This window comes from Streptomyces parvus (assembly GCF_014648875.1).
In the GTDB taxonomy this organism is placed as follows: Bacteria; Actinomycetota; Actinomycetes; order Streptomycetales; family Streptomycetaceae; genus Streptomyces; species Streptomyces parvus.
The window spans coordinates 1-22,867 of the sequence record NZ_BMRY01000007.1 but is presented as its reverse complement, the minus strand read 5'-3'; the positions used below and the strand labels follow the sequence as shown (position 1 = coordinate 22,867).

The window sequence follows — 22,867 nt, the reverse complement described above, 5'->3', positions numbered from 1 at the left end:
GTCTCAAGGGCGCCGCAGTGCGTCCCCGGGCACCCAGCCCGGGTCCCGGTAGGCGGCGAGCGCCCAGATCACGAAGATGTCCAGGGCGATGACGATCACCGACCAGAGGGGCGCGTACGGCAGGAAGAGGAAGTGCGCGAAGAGGTTCAGGGAGGCGAAGACGATGCCGGTCACCCGTGCCCAGCTCGCCCCCTTGAGCACTCCCGCCCCGGCGACGGCGACACAGGCGCCGAGCACCAGGTGGATCCACCCCCAGCCGGTGAGGCTGATCCGGTAGGCATACTCGCCGACATCGCCGTAGACGTCCCCGTCGGCCAGGGCCGCGATGCCCTCCAGGGCCGCGACGACGCCCTGGCAGAGCATCAGGATCCCGGCGAAGAGCACGCCGCCGGTCACCCAGAGGCTGTCCGGGTCGGGCGCGGGAGCGCGCCCGGCCGGACCGTCGCCGCGCTGCCACGGCGTCTCGCCCTGACCTGGCCCCGGCCGGGGCCCCTGCCCGAAGCCGGCCGGGTCGGTGGGGTCGGTGGGGTCCGCGGCCCGGGACGGGTCATGGGCCCGGGACGGGCCAGGGGCCCGGGACGGGCCAGGGGCCCGGGACGGGTCCTCGCTGCTCATCAGGACGTCTCCTGCTGCTGATCCGCCTGCCCCTTCGCCCGCCTGCCGACCACCGCGGCGGCCGCGGCCGCGCTGCCGGCGAAGGCCAGCGCGACCATCCAGGGGCGGTCGAAGACATGGCAGGTGGCGTGGTCCACGGAGTAGCGCCCGGGGCCGGCCAGACCGATGGCCGCGGCGGTGAACCCGAGGAACGCCGGGTACTCGTAGCCACCGCCCTGGGCGAAGAAGCCGGCCGGTGCGTGCACGGCCACCGCACCGGCCATCGCCCCGGCCGCCGCCGCGCCCGCCGCCGGAGTGGCGAGGCCCAGCGCCAGCAGCACACCGCCGCCCGCCTCGCCGAGTCCGGCGGCCACGGCGCTGTGCTTGGGCGGATGGAACCCCATCGCCTCCATCGCCGCCGTGGTGCCCTGGATGCCTCCGCCGCCGAACCAGCCGGCCAGCTTCTGGCTGCCGTGGGCGGCGAGCACCGCGCCGGTGCCGACGCGCAGGGCGAGCAGACCGAGATCACGCCGGTTGAAGCAGACCATGAGGACTCCCGGGGCGAGGGGTTGGCGATGGGGTTGACGAGGGGGTTCCGGTACGGATCCCACTCTCGTCGGCGGGTGTTCGGCGGGCGCGGCCGACTACGCCGAACGGGGCGCGGGCCGGACGCCGCACGGCGCCTCCTGCGACACAGATCATTATGCAACTTGTTGCATAACCGGTTCGAGGTGGTCTACAACTGACGCGACGCCCCCTGCGGAGGAGATCCCGATGAGCCCCTACCGGACCCTGCTGAGCCCGCTGGACCTCGGGTTCACCACCCTTCCCAACCGGGTGCTGATGGGATCGATGCACATCGGCCTGGAAGAGGCCGAGCGCGGTTTCGAGCGGATGGCGGCCTTCTACGCCGAGCGCGCCCGGGGCGGCGTCGGCCTGATGGTCACCGGCGGCATCGCCCCCAGCGAGCGGGCCTGCTCCTTCCCCGGCGGGGCCAAGATGACAGACGAGGCGGAGGCGGAGCAGCACCGGGAGATCACCTCGGCGGTGCACGCGGCGGGTGGCCGGATCGCGATGCAGATCCTGCACTTCGGCCGGTACGCGCACCACCCCGACCTCGTGGCCCCGAGCGCGATCCAGGCCCCGATCAGCGGGTTCGTCCCGAACGCCCTCACCGACGAGCAGGTCGAGGAGACCATCGAGGAGTTCGTCCGGGCGGCGGAGCTGGCACGGTTCGCCGGGTACGACGGCGTCGAGATCATGGGCTCCGAGGGCTATCTGATCAACGAGTTCATCGTCTCCGCGACGAATCACCGTACCGACCGCTGGGGCGGCAGCTACGAGAACCGCATGCGCCTGCCCGTCGAGATCGTGCGCCGGGTCCGTGAGCGGGTCGGCGACGACTTCATCCTGATCTACCGGCTCTCCATGCTGGACCTGGTGCCGGGCGGCTCGACGCTGGACGAGGTCGTGACGCTCGCGAAGGCCATCGAGGCGGCGGGCGCCACGATCATCAACACCGGCATCGGCTGGCACGAGGCGCGCATCCCGACCATCGCCACCTCCGTTCCCCGCGGCGCGTTCAGCTGGGTGACCGAGAAGGTGCGCGGCGCGGTCTCCGTACCGCTGGTGACGAGCAACCGCATCAACACCCCCGAGGTCGCCGAGGAGATCCTCGCCTCCGGCCGCGCGGACATGGTCTCGATGGCCCGGCCGTTCCTGGCCGACCCGGAGTTCGTCGCGAAGGCGGCGGCCGGGCGGGCGGACGCGATCAACACGTGCATCGGCTGCAACCAGGCCTGCCTGGACCACATCTTCAGCCTCAAGATCACCTCCTGCCTGGTCAACCCGCGCGCCTGCCACGAGACGGAGCTGGTGCTCAGCCCGACCCGGACCCGTAAACGCGTCGCCGTGGTCGGCGCCGGTCCGGCGGGACTCGCCTGCTCGGTGACGGCGGCCGAGCGGGGACACAGGGTCACGCTGTTCGACACGGCCGACGAGATCGGCGGCCAGCTCAACGTGGCCCGCCAGGTGCCGGGCAAGGAGGAGTTCAACGAGACGCTGCGCTACTTCCGTACCCGGCTGGCGGAGCTGGACGTCGAGGTGCGGTTGTCCACCCGGGCCGACACCGGGAGCCTGGACGGCTTCGACGAGATCGTCCTCGCCACCGGCGTCGAGCCGCGTACGCCCGCGATCCCCGGCACGGACCACCCCAACGTCGTGAGCTACCTCGACGTGCTGCGCGACGGGGCGCCGGTCGGCGACCGGGTCGCGATCGTCGGCGCGGGCGGCATCGGCTTCGACGTCGCGGAGTTCCTGACCGACGGCGGCGCCGCGGCGAGCCTGGACGCCGACACCTTCTTCCGGCAGTGGGGCGTGGATACGGCGTACGAGGACCGGGGCGGGCTGCGCGCCCCCGAGCGCCCCGAGTCGCCGCGCACGGTCCACCTGGTCCAGCGCAGGACGACCAAGGTGGGTGCGGGCCTGGGCAAGACGACCGGCTGGATCCACCGCACCGAACTGCGCCACCGGGGCGTCGAGATGATCGCGGGAGCCTCCTACGACCTCATCGACGACGAGGGCCTCCACCTCACTGTCGACGGTGAGCGGCGGGTGCTGCCGGTCGACACGGTCGTGCTGTGCGCGGGGCAGGAGCCGCGCCGCGAGCTGTACGAGGAGCTGAGCGCGGGCGCCGTCCCGGTGCATCTGATCGGCGGCGCGGACGTGGCGGCCGAGCTGGACGCGAAGCGGGCCATCCGCCAGGGCACGGAGCTGGCCGCGGCGCTGTGAGCGCTCGCCCTGCGGCCCTGCGAGCCCTCGTCCTTAGGATGCACGTCATGTCACTGCCGCACGCGATTCTCACCGCCCTGCTGGAGAAGCCGTCCTCGGGTCTGGAACTGACCCGCAGGTTCGACCGGTCGATCGGCTACTTCTGGTCGTCGACCCACCAGCAGATCTATCGCGAGCTGGGCAGACTGGAGCAGGCCGGACGGATCAGGGCGCTGCCCACGGCGGTGCCGGCCCGCGGGCAGAAGAAGGAGTACGAGGTGCTGCCCGCGGGCCGCGAGGAGCTGGCGGCCTGGGTGGCGCTCCCCGAGGACCCGCGCCCCGTCCGCGATCCGCTGCTGCTGCGGATGCGGGCGGCCGCGGTCGTCGGCACGAGGGGCATGGGCGCGGAGCTGCGCCGCCACCTCGCGCTGCACGAAAACCAGTTGGCGGAGTACGAGGAGATCGAGGGGCGGGACTTCACCCCGCCGCCGACGACGGACGAGGGGCGGCTGCGGCATCTGGTGCTGCGGGGCGGCATCGACCTGGAGACGTTCTGGATCGGCTGGCTGACCCGGGCGATCGCGGACCTGGACACCGCCTGACCGCAGGGAGCGTCACGGGTGCGGCGCACAGCGTCACACGTACGGCCCGGTGTTACGGGTGACGCCCGGCGTCACGGGTGCGGCGCGCCGCCCGCCCGTACGGCCACGGGTTCCGGGACGACCGCGGGGCGAGGGCTCCCGATCACGACCCGCGAGGGCACCGGATCCACAGGCACCCGATCCACGAGCACGGCCCCCTCGGCCACGCCACCCGGGTCCGCGTTCCGCGCCTGGGCCCGGCTGAGGAGGATCACGCCGCGCACGGCAGCCGCCGTACCGAGCAGGGCGAGCACCAGGCTGACCGGCCCGCCCTGGAGGCGCTCACCGAGCAGGGCCAGGCCGATCGCGGCGGCGGCGACCGGGTTGGCGAGGGTGACCACGGCGAGCGGTGCGCCGAGCCCGCCCCGGTACGCGGTCTGGGACAGCAGCAGGCCGCCCATCGCGAAGGCGGAGACGAGCAGCGCCACCGTCAGCAGCCGCCAGCTGAACAGCGGGCCGCCGGAGTGGTCGGTGACGGCGACCGTGAGGGTCTGGGTGAGCGCCGAGGCAACCCCGGAGGTGATCCCGGACGCCGCCGCGTGCCGCAGTCCGGGGCGGGCCCCGGGCCTGCTGAGCCCGGCGACAACCGCCATGGTGGCCGCACCCACACCGAGGGCCTCGGGGAGGGTGAGCGTCTCGTGCGGGGCGGAGCCGCCGGCGGCTCCGAGCAGCGCGCCGAGGCCGAGCAGGGTCAGCGCGGTGCCCCGCCACTCGACGCGGCCGACCCGGCGGCCGGCGGCGCGCGCCCCGAGCGGGACGGCGACGACGAGGGTGAGCGCCCCCAGGGGCTGGACCAGGGTGAGCGGGCCGTAGTTGAGCGCGGCCACGTGCAGCAGCGCGCCCGTGGCGTTGAGGCCGACCGCCGACCACCAGGCGCCCCGGCCCAGCATGCGCAGGACCCCGGTGCCGGGGTCGGTACGACCGGCGAGCCGGGACTGGGCGACTGCGGCGGCAGCGTAGGCGCCGGCGGAGACGAGGGAGAGCGCGACGGCGAGCAGGGTGGCGTTCATCGGCCGACCCCGCTCGGGGTGAGCTCCGGGGCGGGTTCCCGGGTGCCCTCCGGGGTGCCCTGCGCGACGGACCGTACGTCGGTCGCCCCAGCGGGCACGGGGTTCGGCGGCGAGGCCGGGACGGGCCCACCCGGCAGCCGCGCAGGAACGGTCCGGGCGGACAGCGGCAGCCGGAACGCGGCGAGCGCGACGGCGAGCAGCGCCACGACGACGATCGCGTCGAGCCAGTAGTGGTTCGCCGTGCCCACGACGACGAACAGGGTGATCGCCGGGTGCAGCAGCCACAGCCGCCGCCACCGGGAGCGGGTGGCGGCGATCAGTCCGACGGCGACCATCACGGCCCAGCCGACGTGCAGCGAGGGCATCGCGGCGAACTGGTTGGCCATCGTGTCGGTCGCGGGCGTCTGCCCGTACACCGTCGGCCCGTAGACCTGACCGGTGTCGACGAGTCCGGCGGCCGGGAGCATCCGGGGCGGCGCCAGTGGGAACAGCAGGTGCAGCCCCAGGGCGGCGGCGGTGAGCGCTGCGAGCACGCGGCGCGACCGGACGTAGTGGGCGGGGCGCCGCCAGTAGAGCCAGACCAGGAAGAGGGCCGCGGCCGGGAAGTGCACGGCGGCGTAGTAGGTGTTCGCCGCGTGGATCAGGGGCTGGCTGTGCAGCAGGAGCCCCTGGACGGCGCCCTCGCCGGGGAGGTGCAGGGCACGTTCGAGGTCCCAGACGCTCCCCGCGTTGCGGAACGCCTCCTCGACATGGCCGTTGGCGGCCTGACGGCCGAATTTGTAGGCCAGGAAGAGTCCGGCCACGAGAAGGAACTCGCGGACGAGGGGCGGTCGGGCACGTATGTCCGGCTCCTGGTCCGTGGGCTCGGTGCGGGCGAGTCTCACCCGTGCCCCCTTGGATGCGAAGCGGTAGCGGACGGCCCGGTTCCATCGATCCACGCCGTATCGATACGCCAGTGTACCGATACGTTGGCGTATCGGTACACGCGCGTATCGGTACACTGGCGTATCGAGAGCCTCACCGCACCGCCGCTGGAGGTAGAGCCCATGCCGTCGCCCGATTCCGTACCGGAGTCAGCCCTCTCCTCGCCCCGGTCGAAGATCACACCGGAGCGAGCGCAGGAGCTGTACGCGGCGGTGCTGGAACTGTTGCGGGAGAGCGGTTACGAGTCGCTGACGATGGAGGGTGTCGCCTCGCGCACCCGGTGCGGGAAGTCGACGCTCTACCGGCAGTGGGGTTCCAAGCCGGAGCTGGTGGTGGCCGCGCTGCACGGCACCCGGCGGATGCGACTCCCGAAGATCGACACCGGGACGCTGGCCGGGGATCTGCTGGAGGCCGCGCGGGCGATCGGCGAGGCCTCGGGGAGCGACACCCCACTGATGCACGCCCTCAGCCATGCCGCGCTGCAGAGCCCGGAGCTGCTGTGCGCGCTGCGTGAGGCGCTGATCCTGCCGGAGGTCGCGGCGATCGACGCGATGGTCCGGCGGGGTCAGGAGCGCGGCGAGATCGCGGCGGACCTCCCGGCGGCCGACTTCGTGGCGGCCCAGCTGCTCGGCGTACTGCGCGCCCGGCCGCTGCTGGAAGGGCGTTACGCCGACGCCGCGTATCTGACCCGGTTCGTGGAGCGGGCGATCCTCCCGGGCCTCGGACTCAGGGCGGGAGCGCCGGAGTCCTGACAAGACGTGGACCGCCCGTCCCTGCGGATGGGGACGGTCCACCCGCGCCGCACCGTGGGGACGGGGGCGGCGCACCGCCCGGCCGGCCGGTGACCTCTCGGAGGTCACCGGCCGCCCGTGTATACGCACCCACACCCCCTCTATCGCACCTAACAAGCGCTTGGTAGATTCCGCTCAGGGAGGCCGACCATGGACGACGACCAGCTCCACTTCACCGGCCGGGCCGTACTCGTCACCGGCGGCACCAGGGGCCTGGGGGCCGCGATCGCGAGAGCCTTCCTGGCGAGCGGTGCGGACGTCATGGTCTGCGGGCGCTCGACACCGGCCGACCTGCCGTCGACGGGCGGGCGCGAGGTCGCGTTCCGGGCGGCGGACCTGCGGGACCCGGAGGCGGCGACGGATGTCGTCGAGGCGACCGCCGAGCGGTTCGGGCGGCTCGACGTGCTGGTGAACAACGCCGGCGGCTCCCCGGACGCGGAGGCAGCGACGGTCTCGCCGCGCTTCGTGGAGAAGGTGGTCGCGCTCAACCTCCTCGCCCCCTTCTACACGGCTCAGGCGGCGAACCTGGCGATGCGGGAGCAGCCGGGCGGCGGAAGCGTGATCAACATCGGCAGCGTCTCCGCCCACGCTCCGCAGCCGGGCACCGCCGCCTACTCCGCCGCCAAGGCGGGCCTGCTCGGGCTGACCCGGGCGCTGGCCCTGGAATGGGCACCACGGGTCAGGGTCAACCACATCACTGCGGGCCTCGTCCGGACCGAGAACGCGGCCGCACTGTACGGAGAGGACGGCGGGGACGCGGTGGCGGGCGTCGTCCCGATGGGGCGACTGGCGGAGCCGGACGATGTGGCACGGGCCTGCCTCTGGCTGGCGTGCGACCTCTCCAGGTACGTCAACGGCGCAGACCTCGCCGTACACGGGGGCGGCGAGATCCCGGCCAGGTACACGGTCGCCCGCCACCCCGGATCCCCTTAATAGTCATCTTGACTCTAATAACATCCACCCCTTATCGTCGTTATGACGAAATCAAGGGGGTCCCCATCATGGCCGACATCACCCGGCGCTTCGGCTGGCGCCACCTGCGCTCCGCGCCCACCGCCCACATCCGCCACCACAAGCGCGGCAAGCTCGCCCACGACGGCCAGGGGCTCAGCTTCTGGTACCGGTCGCTGTCGGCGGCGCTCTCCGAAGTGCCGGTCGACGACCGGGAGCTGGCCATGGCGTTCCACGCCCGTACGGCCGACTTCCAGGACGTCACCGTGCAGGCCACCGTCACCTACCGGATCAGCGATCCGGCCGAGGCGGCGAACCGGCTCGACTTCTCCGTCGACCCGGACACCGGCAGCTGGCGCGGCGCGCCCCTGGAGCAGATCGCCACCCTCCTCACCGAGACCGCGCAGCAGCACACCCTGGACGTCCTGGCCCGCACTCCACTGGCCGCAACCCTGGTCGACGGCGTCGCCTCCGTACGCGAACGGGTCGCCACCGGCCTCGCCGCCGAGCCCCGCCTCCCGGCCACCGGCATCGACGTGGTGGCCGTGCGCGTCGTCGCGATCCGCCCCGAGGCCGAGGTCGAGCGCGCCCTGCGCACCCCGGCCCGCGAGCAGATCCAGCAGGAGGCGGACCGGGCCACCTACGAACGGCGGGCCGTGGCCGTCGAGCGCGAACGCGCCATCGCCGAGAACGAGCTGGCCAGCCAGATCGAACTGGCCCGGCGCGAGGAGGAGTTGGTCGACCAGCGCGGCACGAACGCCCGCCGCGAGGCCGAGGAGAAGGCCGCCGCCGACGGCGTACGGACCGAGGCGGAGGCGGCCCGCAAGGTGCGCCTGGCCCGGGCGGAGGCCGAGGCGGCCCGCGAGACGGGCGGGGCCCGGGCCGAGGCGCAGGCCGCCTGGCTGCGGGTGCACGGCGAGGTCGACCCGGCCATACTGCACGCCCTCGCGGCGACCCGGCTCGCGGAGAACCTGCCGCGCATCGAGAGCCTCACCCTCTCCCCCGACGTCCTCACCGGGCTGCTCGCCAGGCTCGGCCGTCCGGAAGGCGGGGCGGGAGCGTGAGCCTGGCGCCCCGGGCGGTGATCGTCCACCGGCGGACGGAGTACGAGGAGCTGCTCGCGCGGCACGGGACGCACGGGCAGGCCGCGTTCTTCCTGTCCAGCCGGGGCCGCTCGATCGACGAGGTGGCCCGCCGCCACGAGGACACCCGGCAGGCGCTGCGCGAGGTGGCGGCGGCGGTGCCGCTCACCTGGCGCAGCTCCCGGGTGGAGCGGGCGGACCTGGACCGCTTCCTGTTCGCCCCGGAGGACGTGGTGGTCGTGGTCGGCCAGGACGGTCTGGTCGCCAACACCGCGAAGTATCTGTCCGGTCAGCCGGTGGTGGGCATCGACACCGCCCCCGGGCACAACCCGGGCGTCCTGGTCCGCCACCGCCATGCCGACACGGCGGCCCTGCTGCGCGCCGCGACCGCCTCCGCCGGCAAGGCGGAGGAGCTGACCATGGTCGAGGCCGTCGCCGACGACACGCAGCGCCTCCTCGCCCTCAACGAGATCTACCTCGGGCCGCCCGGCCACCAGACGGCCCGCTACCGCCTGGGCGCCGACGGCGAGAGCGCCCCCGGCGAGGCCCAGGCATCCTCCGGGGTGCTGGTCGGCACCGGCACGGGCGCCACCGGCTGGCTCCGCTCGCTGTGGCTGGAGCGCGGCAGCGCGCTGCCGCTGCCCGCACCGTGCGACGCGCGCCTCCTGTGGTTCGTCCGCGAGGCCTGGCCGTCCCCGGCGACCGGGACGTCGCGGGTGGCGGGCGAACTGGGGCGGGGGCAGGGGCTGCGCCTCACCGTGGAGTCGGACCGGATCGTGGTCTTCGGCGACGGGATGGAGTCCGACGCGCTGGAGCTGACCTGGGGTCAGAGCGTACGGCTGGGCATCGCGGAGAGATCGCTGCGCCTGGTGATCTGAGCGTGCCCGCCGCGGCGGCTTCGCTACGGTGGTCCGCACGCGTCCCCCGTACGCGTACCGCACACGAACACGCACCGGAGAGCGGAGAACCAGCACCATGTCGGCCGACCCCGTCACCGCGCCCGCCCGCAACACCCGCCCGCCCACGGCCCAGGCGGCCCTCGGAGTCGGGGTGATCGTCGAGGACGGCCAGGGGCGCATTCTGCTGGGCCGGCATCACAGCGGTACGTGGGAGCTGCCGGGCGGGAAGGTCGACGCGACGCACGAGTCGATCCCCGCGGCGGCCGTCCGGGAGCTGCGCGAGGAGACGGGCCTGGTGGTCGACGAGGCGTCCGTGGAGATCATCGCGATGGTCCACGACGTGATCGGCGGGATCAACCGCATCAGCATGGCGGCCGTCGTGCGGCTCACCTCCGGTGATCCCGAGGTGACCGAGCCGCATCTGATCAGCGCCTGGCGGTGGACCGCGCCCGAGGAGCTTCCCGCCCCGCTGTTCGATCCGTCGGCGCAGATCCTGGCGGCCTGGCGACCGGAGCTGGGTATCACTCACCCGCCCGCACACATGCTGCGGATCACCGGATGCGGACCAATCGGACCAACTGTATGAATAAGGGACCATCCGTGCGATCGGAGTAGGCCCCATGGACGATTACCCGCTGCTGAACCTCTTCCTGACCATGCTGTACCTGTTCCTGTGGGTCATGTGGTTCTTCCTGCTGTTCAAGGTCATCACGGACCTCTTCCGGGACCACTCGCTGAACGGCTGGGCCAAGGCGGGCTGGCTGGTCCTCGTCATCCTGCTGCCCTATGTGGGCGTACTGATCTACCTCATCGTCCGCGGACGCAGCATGCACGAGCGCGACGAGAAGTTGGCGAAGGACTCCGAGGCCGCGTTCCGTGACTACGTCCGCCGGGCCGCCGGCACGGAGGGCGGCTCGGGCGGCAGCGACCACGTGAAGGACCTGGCGAAACTGGCCGAGCTCAAGGACAAGGGCGCACTCAGCCCCGAGGAGTACGAGCGGGCGAAGGCGAAGCTGCTCGCCTGAGGCCGGGCTCCGGCCTCCCCTCCCCTCCTCTTCCCCTGCGACACAAGGCCGGGGGTGTCGGCGCACGTCGCCGACACCCCCGGCCCCCTTTCTTGGGCTTGTAATGCCCGAGTAACGGTGCCCTCCTAGCGTCCGGACTCCCCCGTACGTCTCTGGAGGAGCATCCCGATGCACCTGTCTCGATCGCCCCGGCGCAGAGCCGCCGCATGGGCGGCGGCCGCAGCGCTCACCGCCGCGGGCCTGCTGATCGGTCCACCGCCCGCCGCTGCCGGCACGGGCCCCTCGGTCCGTGTCGACGCCGCTCTGCTGGACGCCGTGGACGGGGGCGGCGAGGCCTCCTTCTTCGTCGTCCTCAAGGACAGGGCCGATCTGTCCGCCGCCCGGGGCAAGCGCGCGCACGCGGCCAGGACGAAGTCGGCGTTCACGGAGCTGCGGGCCGAGGCGGACAGCAGCCAGCGTGCCCTGAACTCCTTCCTCGACAGGAGGAAGGTGGGCCACCAGAACTTCTGGATCGCCAACGCCGTGAAGGTGACCGGCGACGAGCCCTCGTCGAGGAGCTCGCCGGGCGCTCCGACGTCGCCCGGATCGTCAAGGAGCAGCACTACACGCTCGACGACGTGGAGGCCCTGCCCGCCGAAGCCGCCACTGCCGAGGGGACCGACGCCGACGCCACCCCCGAGTGGGGCATCAAGGACATCAAGGCCGACCAGGTCTGGAAGGACTACGACGACCGCGGTGAGGGCGTCGTCATCGCCAACATCGACTCCGGCGTCCAGTACGACCACCCGGACCTCGTCACGAACTACCGCGGCAACAACGGCGACGGCGGCTTCACGCACGACTACAACTGGTACGACCCGACCGGCCAGTGCGGTACGGGCGGCACCCCCTGCGACAACAACGGCCACGGCACCCACACGATGGGCACCATGGCGGGCCGGGGCGGCGTCGGTGTCGCCCCGAACGCCACCTGGATCACCGCCAAGGGCTGCGAGACGTCCTCGTGCTCGGACGAGTCCCTGCTCAAGGCCGGTCAGTGGATCCTCGCGCCGACCGACCGCGCCGGCCGGAACCCGCGTCCTGACCTGGCGCCGAACATCGTCAACAACTCCTGGGGCGGCGGCGCGACGACGTTCTACCAGGACATCGTCGAAGCGTGGAACTCCGCGGGCATCTTCGAGGCGTTCGCGGCCGGCAACAAGGGGGACGGCAGGACCTGCGGCACCACCGAGGCCCCCGGCGCACAGGCGCCCGCCTACGGCGTCGGCGCGTACGACGCCGACGGCCGGATCGCCGGGTTCTCCGGGTTCGGACCCTCCCCGGTCGACGGCTCGGCGAAGCCGAACATCTCGGCGCCGGGCGTCGACGTCCGCCCCACCTGGCCCGGTTCGGCGTACAAGGCGCTCAACGGCACGTCGATGGCGACCCCGCACGTAGCCGGCGCCGTGGCCCTGCTGTGGTCGGCCGCCCCCTCGCTCATCGGTGACATAGCCGGTACCCGCGCCCTGCTCGACGAGGGCGCGACCGACGTCGACGACACCCACTGCGGCGGCACACCCGGACGGAACAACGTGTGGGGCGAGGGCAAGCTCGACATCCTCGCCTCCCTCGGCAAGGCCCCGCACACCGCGGTCGACGTGTCCGGCAAGGTCACCGACGAGGCGACGGGCGCCGCGCTGCCGGGTGTCACGGTCCGGGCCACGACCGGCGCCGCGACCCGCGCGGTGACCACGGGCGCCGACGGCTCCTACCGGCTGTCGCTGCCCCCGGGAACGTACACCTTCTCCCTCAGCGGCTACGGCTACGGGACCGGCACGGTCTCCGGCGTCGAGCTGATCACGGGCGAGCCCGTGACGCAGGATGTCGCCCTGACCCCCGTCGCCGCACACGCGGTGACCGGCACCGTCCTCGACGTCACCGGGAAGCCGCTCGCGAAGGCCGCCGTCTCCCTGCCCGGCACCCCGGTCGAGGGAGCCACCACGGACGCGAAGGGCAGGTTCTCCCTGCCGAAGGTCGCCGAAGGCGCGTACACGCTGCGCGTCACCCCCGCCGCACCGGTCCTGTGCAACGGAAAGTACAGCGGCACGCTGGACGTGGACGGCGCGGAGGCCACGGAGGTGAAGCTACCGAACCGCACCGACGCGGGCGGCACGTACTCCTGCGCTCCCGTCACCTCTTCCTGGATCAAGGGCTCCACGGGCACCGGCCTGACCGGCGACGAGGACGCCACGACCGTCTACCTGCCGTTCCCCGTGCGCTTCTACGGCGTGACCTACACCAGCGCCTCCGTCACCACCAACGGCCTGATCAACTTCGTCCAGCCACGCCTGGGCGACTACGCCAACACCGCGCTGCCCGCCGACGCCCGGCCCAACGGCGTCGTCGCCGCCTTCTGGGACGACCTGGTCCTCGACAAGCGCTCCAGCGTCAGGACCGCCGTCACCGGCAAGGCCGGATCCCGGAAGTTCGCGATCGTCTGGGACAAGGCGTCCTTCGCCGCCGAGCCCTCGGTGCGGATCTCCTTCCAGGCCGTCTTCGACGAGGCCACCGGTGCGATCACCCTGCAGTACCGCGGCGCCGGCAGCAGCGTGCTCCAGCGCGGCGGCTCGGCGACCACCGGCATCGAGAACCAGGCCGGCACCGACGGTCTCGGCCACTCCTTCGACGAGGCCGTCCTGAGCGACACAACCGCCCTCCACTTCACCCCGAAGGACGCCTGATGAGAGACATCCGACGCCGGGGCCTGCGCCTGGCCTCCGTACTGATCGCCTCCGGTCTCGCGATGAGCGCCTCCCCGGCGGTCCACGCCGACGACGCCGACGGACCGCTGACCCTCACCGACAGCCAGGCGGACGCGATGGCCCGCCGGATCATGCCCGACGTCCACGGCGACGGGGGCGCGGCCGGGGACGGGAGCCAAGACAGGAAAGGCCCCGACGCGCGGCAGTCGGTCGAGGCCACCGCCGCCGGCCCCGCCTGGAAGCTGACCCGGAAGTCCGGTGTCGAGAGCGCCCAGGGCATGGCCGCCACCTTCCCGGTCGGCGGCACCAGTGGCGACTACTTCTCCGTCAACGCGCTCAGTCCCATCCAGCGCATCGGCGCCAATGGCAAGCAGCGGTGGGCCCGCGACTCGACGTCCCTCGACAAGGACTGGCAGATCACGCCGACCCGGGGCGGCGCGGAACCGTATCCCCCCGCCGTCGCCATGGGCTTCAACGCGGTCAGCCCGTTCGGCCCGAGCACCGACGACGGTGTCACCACCGGCGATCTGACCGGCGACGGTGTCGACGACATCGTCTTCACCGCCAGGGTCGGCGTCCTCCCCTACCGGCCCTTCACCTCGCCCGGCTCACCGCTGCCCAACGGCACCTTCGTCACGGTCCTCGACGGGGCCACCGGAAAGACGCTGTGGTCGAAGCTGTACGCCGCCGCGTACAACATCAAACTGCTCGGCAAGACCCTCGTCGTCGCCGACTCGGCGTACTACAACATGAACTCCCCGGCCGGCTCCAGGACCACGCTGAACGGCATCCGCTTCCGCTACGCCGAAGGCAAGCTGACGCCGGCGAAGACATGGACGTACGACCCCGGCGTGTACACCGGGGTCCAGTGGGGCTCGCTCGAACCGATCGGCGGCGGGCTGCTCGCCGCCTCCTGGAACCAGGAGCGCCGGGAGAGCGCCGATCTGACGCCCAGCGGCCACACCCTGGTGATCGACACCAAGGACGGCAGCGTCACATGGGCGAAGTCCGGCCGCCTCTACGTACGCCAGCTGAGCCTGGACGCCGCACGTGGCCGGATCGTGGCGCTGGAGCAGTCGGACGCCGCCGAGGGCGTGAAGTACGAGATCGCCTCGTACACCCCGGCCAAGGGCGCCCGCACCGGCCTCACCGAGCGGATCAACGCGCTCCCGCTGGCGCTGGAGATCGGCGACATCCAGGGCGACGCGAAGCCGGAGTACACGGTCAGCGAGTCCACGCTCGACGACACCTTCGGGATGAACAGCAACAGCGTCCGTGCGCTGGACGGCGACGACGCGAGTCCGCTGTGGACCCGTACCGTCAAGCGGACCGGGGACAGCGGCGATGTCGGCGCCGCCTGGGGTCTGCGAGCGGTGAACGGCAGGATCGTCGCCTCCTACATGGACACCGCGGGCTCCGGCACCGCTGGGAACAGGGCGTCGAAGCACTACGCCCGGCTCGCGGTGCTGTCCGGTGCCAAGGGCGCCGTGAAGTGGGAGAAGCGCGGCATCGTCGGCTCGATGATGGACGTGGAGCCCTTCCAGAAGGGCGGGGCCTGGCGCGTGCGCACGGTCGACACCGCCCAGAACGTACGCGTCTACGACCTCGGCAACGGCAAGCAGAAGAGCGTCCAGCCGCTGGAGGGCGCCCCGTTCACCGCCGCGGCCACCGACGTCAACGGCGACAAGAAGAACGACGTCGTCCTCGGCGGCGCCTCCAACGGTCTGTTCGCCTACGACGGTCCGTCGATGGTGGCGGGCAAGCCCAAGCGGCTGTGGTCGGCGACGCTGCCCGGCCGGGTGGTCCAGGTCATCACGGCCGACACCACAGGCGACGGGCGCGACGAACTGATCGTGGCCGCGAGCACGGCCGCCGCGATCGTGGACGCCCGCACCGGCACGGTGCTCACCGTCATCGACGGCGGCCCCGGCGAGTACGTACGTAACGTCGTCGCGTCCGACCTCGACGGCGACGGGGTCGCGGAGGTGGCCCTGGCGACCGACAAGGTCCGCGCGTACGAGGGCGACGGCTCCCTGAAGTGGCAGTACGCGGTCCCGGAGGAGACCGGCACCCCGGCGTTCGCCGATCTGTCCGCGGCCGACGGCAAGGTCTACGCGCAGTACCAGACCCGCGGCGCCGACGTGAACGCGTCCGCCGTCGTCGGCGCGGTCGCGCTGAAGGGCAAGAACGGATCGGCCGTCTGGTCGTTCACGCCGAAGGCGCCCGAGACCAGCCAGGGTTCCGTGCTCGGGATCCCGATGCGGGCCGGCACCTTCGCCTCGCCCGGCATCCCCTACGCCGACGGGCACGCGGTGGTCTTCACCTACGTCGTGCGCGGCAACTCCGAGCAGCTGCCGCCGAACCAGCTGACCAACATGGTCCAGATCCGCGACGGCCGCACCGGCAAGCTGCTGCACGAGGCCAAGGCGGGCGGCTTCGCGACGCTCGCGAACTGGACTACCGGACCCGAGGGACTGGTGGAGAACAGCCTCGCCTCGCTGCGTACCTACGCCTCCGACGGCGTGAACCGCACGCCTCGCGCGCTGGCCGAGGTCCGTAGCGGCTCGTTCGCCACGGGCCCGGACGGTGCCCGCGTCCTGGTCCGCAGCGGCACCCAGTTCGTGAACCTCTACGACCCGGCGGTGCTGACGAGCGGGGTGGACTACCCGAGCGCCGACACCGGCTTCGGCGCGAACGGTGCGCGCGAGCATCTGGTCGCCGACCTCGACGGGGACGGGAAGGACGAGATCGTCCTGCTCGCCTTCGACGACTACGGGGCCGACCTCACCGCCGAGCTGATCGGCACGGAGGTGTCGAATCCCTACACGGCGATCCGCGCGGCGATCACGCTGAGCATCGACAAGGCCTGACGACAGACATGTCCTGACCAGCGAGAAGGTCTGACGGACGGCAGGACGGCCTCCTGGGCAAGCGCCCGGGAGGCCGTCCGCGCGCTCGGATACAGTGACGCTCCCATGAACGCGCGGCACACGACACACAGCCCGGGCACGACCGCCCCGCGTCTGCGTCTGCACCTTCTCGGCGGTTTCCGGGCGACCCGTGACAGCGGGCCCGCGCTCCCCCACCGGTGGTCCCGGCTGACCGCGCAGACCCTGGTGCGGCTGCTCGCCGTCGTCCCCGGACACCGGCTCCACCGGGAACAGGTCATGGACCTCTGCTGGCCCGACGCCGGGCCGCAGGCCGCCCAGGGCAGTCTGCGCGTAGCGCTGCACGCCGCACGGAGGGCGCTGGAGCCCGAACTCGCGCCGCGCGCCGCGTCGTCCTATCTGATCGCGGACGGCGCCCTGTTGTTCCTCGACCCGGCGGCCGTGTGGATCGACGCGGACGAAGCGGAGGATGCGGCACGGGCCGCCCTGGAGCACGGCGGCGAGCGGGAGATGGCGGACGCCCTCGCGCGGTTCACCGGTGAGCTGCTGCCGGAGGACCGGTATGCGAGCTGGGCGGAGACGCGGCGGGCACAGCTCGCCGCGCTGAAGGAGAAACTGCTGCTGGGGCTCGCTGCGGCAAACCTGGGGGCGGACAGGCTCCCGGAGGCAGCGGCCTTCGCCGAGCAGGTCCTCGGGACCGGTCCCGCCGAGGAGGCGGCACACCGCCTCCTCATCGACGTGTACACCCGGCAGGGGCTGCGGCGGCGCGCGGTGCGGCAGTACCACCTGTGCCGGGCGGCGCTGGAGGCGGAACTGGGGGTGCGGCCGGGCCCGGAGACGGAGCGCCTGCACCGCGCGGCGCTGGCGGCGGCGCCCGCACCCGCCCCGTACGTACCGTCGCTGCCGGCCCCGCTGCGCATCCCGGCCGCGACGCCGCTGCGGGGTCGCGAGGAGCTGCTCGACCGGCTGCTCACGGCGGACGGGCCCGCGGTCAGACTGCTGACCGGCGAGGCCGGGGTGGGCAAGACCCGGCTGGTGGGCGAGGTGGCGCGGCGGGCCGCCTCCGCCGGTACGGCCGTGCTGTGGGGGGCGGGGCACGACGCCGAGGGGCACACGCCGTACGGGGTGTTCGCGGAGGCGCTAGACGGGTGGCTGGCCGAACACGACACGGCACAGCGGGCGCGGGTGGGGAGCGAGTACCCGGAGCTGGCAGCGTTCCTTCCCGCGCTGGGCCGGGTGCGTGCCGACGCGGAGCGGAGCCCCGAGGAGGAGCGGGACCGGTTGTTCCGCGCCACGGCCGGTCTGCTGGACGGACTGGCCTCGGCGCGGCCCGTGCTGATCGTCCTGGACGATCTGCACGCGGCGGACGAGGGATCGTTCCAGCTGTTGAGTCACCTGGCCCGGAGGGCGGCGCAGACGGGCGGGCCGAGGTTCCTGCTGACGTACCGCGAAGAGGAGCTGCCCGACGGCGACCCCCGGCGGAGCGGGCTCCGGTCGCTGCTGCGCCAGGGACTCGCCTCGCGGGAGGAGGTGCGGCGCCTGGGCCAGGAGGCCTGCCTGGCGGTGGTGCGCGACACGGTGGACCTGTCGGCCGGCTCACCCGTGCCGGGAGCGCCCGGAGGAGCCTTCTCCGGGGCCGGCCGCGACGAGCGGCTGAACCGCGTCTGGGAACTCTCCCTCGGCAACCCGCTGTTCGCCGTCGAGCTCGCCCACGGTCTGGCCGACGGCGATCGCGGTGCGGTGGCGCCGGACGGGGTCCGGCAGCTGGTGGCGGAGCGGCTGGGCCGCCTGGACCGGGACACGCGGCGCGTCGTCGAGGCACTGTCGGTGGCCGGGCCCGAGACGGCACTGTCCGAACTGCTCGACGTGGCCGCGCACGGGCTGCACCCGCCGGTCCCGGACGGTGCCGCGACCGACGCGCTGGAGCGGGCCATCGGCGCCTCGCTCATCGAGGAGCGGGAGATCGTCGTGGCAGGGCGGCACGAGCCGGGGCTGATCTTCCGCCATCCCCTGGTCCGTGTGACCTGTTACGGACAGCTCTCCGTGCTCCGTCGCAGGCAGTTGCACGGTGCCTTCGCCCAGGCGGTGCTGCGCCGCCGCCCGGACGCCGTCGACACCCTCGCCTCGCACTTCACCCGTGCCGACGATCCGCGCGCCGCCGACTATCTGCGCAGGGCCGCGGCCCGGGCCGCGGCTCTCTACGCCAACGACACCGCCGACCGCTACTACCGGGATCTGGTGGCGCGGCTCGACGTGGACGCGGCCCGGGCACGCGTCGCGCACAGTGAGGTGCTGCGCCGCATGGGGACTTCGGCCGGGCGGCCGAGGTCCTGCGGCTCGCCCTGGAGGAGTTCGTCCGCCGCGACGACCACGAGCACATCGTGCTCGCCGCTTCGGCCCTGGCCGACACCCTGGGGCGTACGGGCGGCCCGGAAGCCGGGCGCCGGGTGCTGCGCGAGCATCCGGTGACCGCGGACACCGCACCGGAGCCGGCCGCCGGCCACTTCCTTGCGCTGTCCGTGATCTGCCGGGTCCAGGGGAGGTACGAGGAGGGGCACGTGGCCGCCCGGCAGGCGATGGCCGCCGCGGGGCGCGTGCCGGGAAAGCCGGGGCAGGGTCTGCTGGCCCGCTCCTACGGTCTGCAGGCCGCCAACCTGGGCCTGAGCGGCCGGCTGGACGAGGCGCGGCGGGCGGCCGACCTGGCCCTCGCCCCGGCCGAGGCGTACGGGGACCCGACCCTGCTGGGCTCGGTGCTGTCGACGTTGCGGGAGAACGCGCGGCGCGGTGGACAGCTGCGGGAGGCCGTCGCCATCGGGCGGCGGGCCCTCGACCTCGCCGAGCGGTCCGGCGCTCCGACCGCCGCCGCCTTCGAACGGTCGAACCTGGCCGAGCTGCACCTGCTGCTCGAAGAGTTCGACGAGGCCCGCACACTCGCCGAGGCGGCGGTGACGGGCGCCGAGCAGGACGACGTCTGGTGTCTGCCGTACACCCTGGCGGCGCTCGCCACGGTGCGGATGCGCACCGGGAGGCCCTCCGAGGCGGGGCTCCTCCTCGACCGTGCCGAGAGTTCCGTCGCCGGGCTCGTGGACCGGCAGGCGGGCCACGAGATACGCACCGCCCGCGCCGAACTGGCCCTGCGCACCGGCCGTCCGCACGAGGTGCTCCGGGTCGTCGAGGGCCGCGCGGACGAAGCCCCGGTGCTGGTGGCGTGGGCGGAGATCCTGACGGGGAGCGCCGGACCGGCACGGGATCTGGCGTATGCGGAGGCGGTACGGGCCGGGCGTACGGGCGAGCGCATCACCGAGGCGGAGGCGGGCCTCGCCCTCGCCGTGGCCCTGTCCCGGCTTCCGGAAGACGAGGCGGCGGGCGGGGCCGCGCGGGAGTCCCTGGCCCGCGCCGAGGAACTGGCCCGGGCGCTGCCCTATCCGGCGGGCCTGCGCTATGCGGCCACGGCACGGCGTCTCATGGACGAGGCGGCGGCAACGAGCAGCGGCTGACGCACGGTCAGCCGGACCGCTTCCGGAGGCCGGGCAGGCCGCCGGACGCACAACGGTCAGAGGCCGTTCCGGATTTCTCCGGAACGGCCTCTGACCTGCGACTGTCTCCAGTCGGGACGACAGGATTTGAACCTGCGACCCCTTGACCCCCAGTCAAGTGCGCTACCAAGCTGCGCCACGTCCCGCCGCGTTTCCTCCCGGTTGTCCCGGGTGGCCGCGCAGGACAAACATTACCTCACTCCGAGGACCGTATCGACGCGCGTGCCTGTTGGGCGCGGGCGGCGAGCCCTTCGGCTCCGCAGGCCATGGCCTGCTTCTGGGCGCGGGCCAGCTCCCGGTGCGATCCGATCGCGATGCCGTAGTCGACCCGGGCGAGGGCGTGCTCGTAGGCGGAGGAGGACTTCTCCAGGTGGCCCACCGCCTCGGCGAGCAGTTGCGCGGAGCGCTCCGGGGGTGCGAAGAGGGCGACGCAGCGCAGGGCCTCACCGAGGGCGGTGGGCGTGCCGAAGCGTTCGGCGTGGACCCGGTTGCGGGCGGCGAGGTGCGCCGCGCGGGCCGGGTCGTCCTCGGCCAGGGCGCGTGCCAGGTCACCGGCCCAGGGAGCCCAGATGCCGTTGAACCGTTCGCGCGGCTCCAGGGCGGCGCCCGCCGCTTCGAGCTCGGCGATCGCCTCCTTCTTCCGGCCCTCGGCCAGCAGCAGGCGGCCCCGCACACACGGTCCGTCGGGCAGCACCATGGCGCTGGGGTAGGGCGGGCCGAAGTCGTACCGGTCGGCGATCCTGCGGGCCTCGTCGGTACGGCCCCGGGCCAGCAGGGTGTCGATGAGCAGGCAGGCCGCGTCCCAGTGCACGGGAAGTCCGGAGCCGACACGGTCGGCGAGCCGGAGGCCCTCGCGCAGGAAGCCCTCGGCCTCGGCGAGACGGCCGCGACGCCGGTGGACCATGCCGAGCAGCGTGTGGGCGAACGCCAGGTGCGCACCGCTCCAGCCGGAGATCTCGAAGGCCCGGACCGCTTCGCCGAAGAGACTCTCGGCACGGTCCAGCTGGTCGACGAAGGTGTAGGTGATGCCGACCATCGTGGGGAGCTCGAAGCCCCACTCGGAATCGGTCCAGCCGAGGCCCCGGGCGGGGCTGCCGTCGACCAGGGCGCGTTCGCAGAGGTCGACGATGAGCTGGGCGTTCTCACCGCGCAGCATGGCGTCGAAGGCCCGCAGGGTGAGCAGGGCCCGTTCGGAGTTGTCACGGCCCTTGAGGTGGTCGGCGTTGCGGGTGAGGCGCCGGGAGCGGGCCGGCCCGTCGTCCTCGGTGGCCTGCATGCCCTCCCACATGAAGTGCGCCGCCTGCAGGCGCATCAGCCCGGGGCCGGGCGCGGTGCGCGCGGCCTCGGCGGCCAGCGACAACGGGGCGTCCTTGAGCTGGTTGTTGTGGGCGAGCGCGGCGGCGAGCCGGAAGGTGGCGTCGACCCGCAGCCCGTCGTCGAGCCCCGGCATGTCGAGGGCGGCGCGCAGGTGCTGGACCGTGGTGGGCGGGGAGCTCAGCAGTGTCGCGCAGCCCAGTTCGTAGAGGAGGACGGCCCGGTCCTTGGGGCGGGGCGGCTCCTCCAGGGCCCGCTCCAGACAGCGTCGGGCCGCTTCGGGCGCACCGACGGCGAGATGCTGGCCGGCGGCTTCCCGCAGTTGCGCGACGAGTTCCTGGTCGTCGTCCGGGTGAACCTCCAGCAGGTGCCGGGAGGCCGCGGCGGCGCCGAGACCGGCCCGGGTGATCGCCCAGGCGGCCCGCCCGTGCATGGCGGTGCGGGTGGCCGGCGGGATCGAGCGGTAGACGGCGGTCGCGATCAGCGGGTGGACGAACTCCAGCGGGTCGAAGCCGCTGACGATACGGGCGTCGCGCAGCCGGGCCGTGCAGTCGGCGGCCTCCGCCGAGCTCATTCCGGCGAGGGTGGCGGCCAGTTCCTGGGAGATGTCGGTGCCGAGGACAGCGGCGGCCCAGGCGAACCGGTTGGCGTTCGTGCCGAGCCGCTCCAGCCGGGCGACGAGCCCGCTGCCCCGTGCGGACGCGCCGAGTTCGCGCAGTTCGCCCGCCGATTCCTCCACCGGCGGCAGTTCGCGGTCCTGGACCTTGGCGACGAGCTCGACCGCCTCGTACGGATTGCCTCCGGTGACGGCCCACACCTCGCGGCAGAACGGGTCGTCGGCGTGGTCGCCGAGGCCCGCGCGGACCAGGACGGCGGTGGCGTCCGGGGTAAGGGCCCGCAGGGCGACCCGGGTCACCGTGCCCTGGCTGCCCCCTCGTTCGGCCTCCCGGTCGGCGATGTAGTTGGCGTCGCGTTCGGCCAGCTCCTGCGGGCGGTGGGCCTGCACGACCAGGACCGGCAGTTCGCCGAGGCGGGCGGTGAACGAGGCCAGCCAGGCGAGGGATTCGCCGTCCGCCCAGTGGGCGTCGTCCACGATGAGGAGCAACGGCCGGTGGCTGAGCCGGGATGCGAGCCGGCCGACGACGAAGTCGAGACCGTCGCGCACACCCTGCGGATCGGGCTGCGGACCGCTCGGCTCGGCAAGCCCCAGGGCCGGGGCGGTGATCTCGTACCAGTCGCCGAACAGGGCCCGGGTCTCGTCGGGCGGGAACCGGTCGAGGGCGGGCTGCAGCAACTGCCGCACCACATGGAACGGCACGGAGGTGACGGTCTCGCCTCCACGGGCGGACCACACGGTGCAGCGGTCGGCGGCCATCGCCTGGATCTCGGCGAGCAGCGCCGTCTTGCCGAGCCCTGCCTCTCCGCTGAAGACCAGGAGCCCGCCGACGGCCTGCGCCCCGCACAGGGCGTCCACCGCCTCGGCAGCGGCGGCGAGTTCCGGTTCACGTTCGTACAACGGCCGGGACGGCTTCATGCCCACCCTTCCCACAGAGGCAGTCTTCTCGACGTTCGAGCCTAGGAGCCGTCCGGCCGATCATGTGACCGTCGTTTGATCCGCTCGTTGTTGCGAACATGGGGCGGGGTGAACGCGGGGATCTGTCAGACGCGGAGTGGGAACGGCTCCGGCCGTTCCTGCCGGTGA

Annotated in this window: 16 protein-coding genes, 1 tRNA gene and 1 pseudogene; 12 read left to right on the top strand and 6 right to left on the bottom strand. The window is 73.2% G+C overall.

Annotated elements, in window-relative coordinates; genetic code table 11:
• Positions 1 to 3: 3 nt before the first annotated feature.
• Positions 4 to 615, bottom strand: coding sequence for a DUF7144 family membrane protein (locus IE140_RS36530; RefSeq protein ID WP_189460630.1), 612 nt, complete (start codon positions 613 to 615; stop codon positions 4 to 6).
• Positions 615 to 1,142, bottom strand: coding sequence for a DoxX family protein (locus tag IE140_RS21425; RefSeq protein ID WP_032762552.1), 528 nt, complete (start codon positions 1,140 to 1,142; stop codon positions 615 to 617). The genes IE140_RS36530 and IE140_RS21425 overlap by 1 nt, the downstream gene beginning before the upstream one ends.
• 226 nt (positions 1,143 to 1,368) lie before the next feature.
• Here IE140_RS21425 and IE140_RS21420 point away from each other — a divergent pair, with 226 nt between their 5' ends.
• Positions 1,369 to 3,384 (top strand): NADPH-dependent 2,4-dienoyl-CoA reductase, encoded by a 2,016-nt coding sequence (locus IE140_RS21420; protein ID WP_150196826.1) that lies wholly within the window; start codon positions 1,369 to 1,371, stop codon positions 3,382 to 3,384.
• Between the two features lie 47 nt (positions 3,385 to 3,431).
• A complete protein-coding gene (locus tag IE140_RS21415; RefSeq protein WP_093437337.1) occupies positions 3,432 to 3,965 on the top strand; it encodes a PadR family transcriptional regulator in 534 nt (177 codons plus the stop codon).
• Positions 3,966 to 4,036: 71 nt separating this feature from the next.
• On the opposite strand, the gene IE140_RS21410 is transcribed toward IE140_RS21415, so the two are convergent.
• Together IE140_RS21410 and IE140_RS21405 are read right to left on the bottom strand one after the other, a co-directional pair.
• Positions 4,037 to 5,014, bottom strand: a complete 978-nt coding sequence (locus IE140_RS21410; protein WP_150196825.1) for a DMT family protein — start codon at positions 5,012 to 5,014, stop codon at positions 4,037 to 4,039.
• Complete coding sequence (locus tag IE140_RS21405; protein ID WP_150196824.1) at positions 5,011 to 5,898, bottom strand: phosphatase PAP2 family protein; 888 nt, start codon at positions 5,896 to 5,898, stop codon at positions 5,011 to 5,013. The genes IE140_RS21410 and IE140_RS21405 overlap by 4 nt, the downstream gene beginning before the upstream one ends.
• Positions 5,899 to 6,060: 162 nt before the next feature.
• On the opposite strand from IE140_RS21405, the gene IE140_RS21400 reads away from it, so the two are divergent.
• The 10 genes and pseudogenes from IE140_RS21400 to IE140_RS36090 all read left to right on the top strand — a co-directional run bounded on the left by IE140_RS21400 (position 6,061) and on the right by IE140_RS36090 (position 19,812).
• Positions 6,061 to 6,690, top strand: coding sequence for a TetR/AcrR family transcriptional regulator (locus IE140_RS21400; protein WP_093437343.1), 630 nt, complete (start codon positions 6,061 to 6,063; stop codon positions 6,688 to 6,690).
• Positions 6,691 to 6,879: 189 nt separating this feature from the next.
• Positions 6,880 to 7,662 (top strand): SDR family oxidoreductase, encoded by a 783-nt coding sequence (locus IE140_RS21395; RefSeq protein ID WP_150196823.1) that lies wholly within the window; start codon positions 6,880 to 6,882, stop codon positions 7,660 to 7,662.
• A 68-nt stretch (positions 7,663 to 7,730) separates the two neighbouring features.
• Positions 7,731 to 8,744: an SPFH domain-containing protein gene (locus IE140_RS21390; RefSeq protein ID WP_150196822.1), complete on the top strand. Its 1,014-nt coding sequence runs from the start codon at positions 7,731 to 7,733 to the stop codon at positions 8,742 to 8,744.
• A complete protein-coding gene (locus tag IE140_RS21385) occupies positions 8,741 to 9,640 on the top strand; it encodes an NAD(+)/NADH kinase (protein ID WP_150196821.1) in 900 nt (299 codons plus the stop codon). Before IE140_RS21390 ends, IE140_RS21385 begins: the two co-directional genes overlap by 4 nt.
• 97 nt (positions 9,641 to 9,737) lie before the next feature.
• A complete protein-coding gene (locus IE140_RS21380; RefSeq protein WP_189460628.1) occupies positions 9,738 to 10,247 on the top strand; it encodes a nucleotide triphosphate diphosphatase NUDT15 in 510 nt (169 codons plus the stop codon).
• A gap of 34 nt (positions 10,248 to 10,281) precedes the next feature.
• Positions 10,282 to 10,686: an SHOCT domain-containing protein gene (locus tag IE140_RS21375; protein WP_150197493.1), complete on the top strand. Its 405-nt coding sequence runs from the start codon at positions 10,282 to 10,284 to the stop codon at positions 10,684 to 10,686.
• 168 nt (positions 10,687 to 10,854) lie between these two features.
• Positions 10,855 to 13,406, top strand: a pseudogene (locus tag IE140_RS21370) (S8 family serine peptidase).
• Complete coding sequence (locus IE140_RS21365; RefSeq protein WP_150197494.1) at positions 13,406 to 16,297, top strand: PQQ-binding-like beta-propeller repeat protein; 2,892 nt, start codon at positions 13,406 to 13,408, stop codon at positions 16,295 to 16,297. Before IE140_RS21370 ends, IE140_RS21365 begins: the two are co-directional and overlap by 1 nt.
• Positions 16,298 to 16,402: 105 nt before the next feature.
• Positions 16,403 to 18,784 carry an ATP-binding protein gene (locus IE140_RS21360; protein ID WP_229826862.1) on the top strand — a complete coding sequence of 794 codons (2,382 nt, stop codon included), beginning with the start codon at positions 16,403 to 16,405 and terminating at the stop codon, positions 18,782 to 18,784.
• Positions 18,697 to 19,812: an ATP-binding protein gene (locus IE140_RS36090; protein ID WP_229826861.1), complete on the top strand. Its 1,116-nt coding sequence runs from the start codon at positions 18,697 to 18,699 to the stop codon at positions 19,810 to 19,812. The genes IE140_RS21360 and IE140_RS36090 overlap by 88 nt, the downstream gene beginning before the upstream one ends.
• A gap of 111 nt (positions 19,813 to 19,923) precedes the next feature.
• Here the strand turns inward: IE140_RS36090 and IE140_RS21355 are convergent.
• Both IE140_RS21355 and IE140_RS21350 read right to left on the bottom strand, forming a co-directional pair.
• Positions 19,924 to 19,997, bottom strand: a tRNA-Pro gene (locus IE140_RS21355).
• 50 nt (positions 19,998 to 20,047) lie between these two features.
• On the bottom strand, positions 20,048 to 22,699 hold the full coding sequence (locus IE140_RS21350) for an ATP-binding protein (protein WP_150197495.1): 2,652 nt from the start codon (positions 22,697 to 22,699) through the stop codon (positions 20,048 to 20,050).
• Between the last annotated feature and the right edge of the window lie 168 nt (positions 22,700 to 22,867).

What these genes read in the sequence shown, in the direction of transcription:
- IE140_RS36530 (WP_189460630.1), bottom strand. Translation starts at nt 615, where the DNA reads ATGAGCAGCGAGGACCCGTCCCGGGCCCCTGGCCCGTCCCGGGCCCCT.
- IE140_RS21425 (WP_032762552.1), bottom strand. Translation starts at nt 1,142, where the DNA reads ATGGTCTGCTTCAACCGGCGTGATCTCGGTCTGCTCGCCCTGCGCGTC.
- IE140_RS21420 (WP_150196826.1), top strand. Translation starts at nt 1,369, where the DNA reads ATGAGCCCCTACCGGACCCTGCTGAGCCCGCTGGACCTCGGGTTCACC.
- IE140_RS21415 (WP_093437337.1), top strand. Translation starts at nt 3,432, where the DNA reads ATGTCACTGCCGCACGCGATTCTCACCGCCCTGCTGGAGAAGCCGTCC.
- IE140_RS21410 (WP_150196825.1), bottom strand. Translation starts at nt 5,014, where the DNA reads ATGAACGCCACCCTGCTCGCCGTCGCGCTCTCCCTCGTCTCCGCCGGC.
- IE140_RS21400 (WP_093437343.1), top strand. Translation starts at nt 6,061, where the DNA reads ATGCCGTCGCCCGATTCCGTACCGGAGTCAGCCCTCTCCTCGCCCCGG.
- IE140_RS21395 (WP_150196823.1), top strand. Translation starts at nt 6,880, where the DNA reads ATGGACGACGACCAGCTCCACTTCACCGGCCGGGCCGTACTCGTCACC.
- IE140_RS21390 (WP_150196822.1), top strand. Translation starts at nt 7,731, where the DNA reads ATGGCCGACATCACCCGGCGCTTCGGCTGGCGCCACCTGCGCTCCGCG.
- IE140_RS21380 (WP_189460628.1), top strand. Translation starts at nt 9,738, where the DNA reads ATGTCGGCCGACCCCGTCACCGCGCCCGCCCGCAACACCCGCCCGCCC.
- IE140_RS21375 (WP_150197493.1), top strand. Translation starts at nt 10,282, where the DNA reads ATGGACGATTACCCGCTGCTGAACCTCTTCCTGACCATGCTGTACCTG.
- IE140_RS21365 (WP_150197494.1), top strand. Translation starts at nt 13,406, where the DNA reads ATGAGAGACATCCGACGCCGGGGCCTGCGCCTGGCCTCCGTACTGATC.
- IE140_RS21360 (WP_229826862.1), top strand. Translation starts at nt 16,403, where the DNA reads ATGAACGCGCGGCACACGACACACAGCCCGGGCACGACCGCCCCGCGT.
- IE140_RS21350 (WP_150197495.1), bottom strand. Translation starts at nt 22,699, where the DNA reads ATGAAGCCGTCCCGGCCGTTGTACGAACGTGAACCGGAACTCGCCGCC.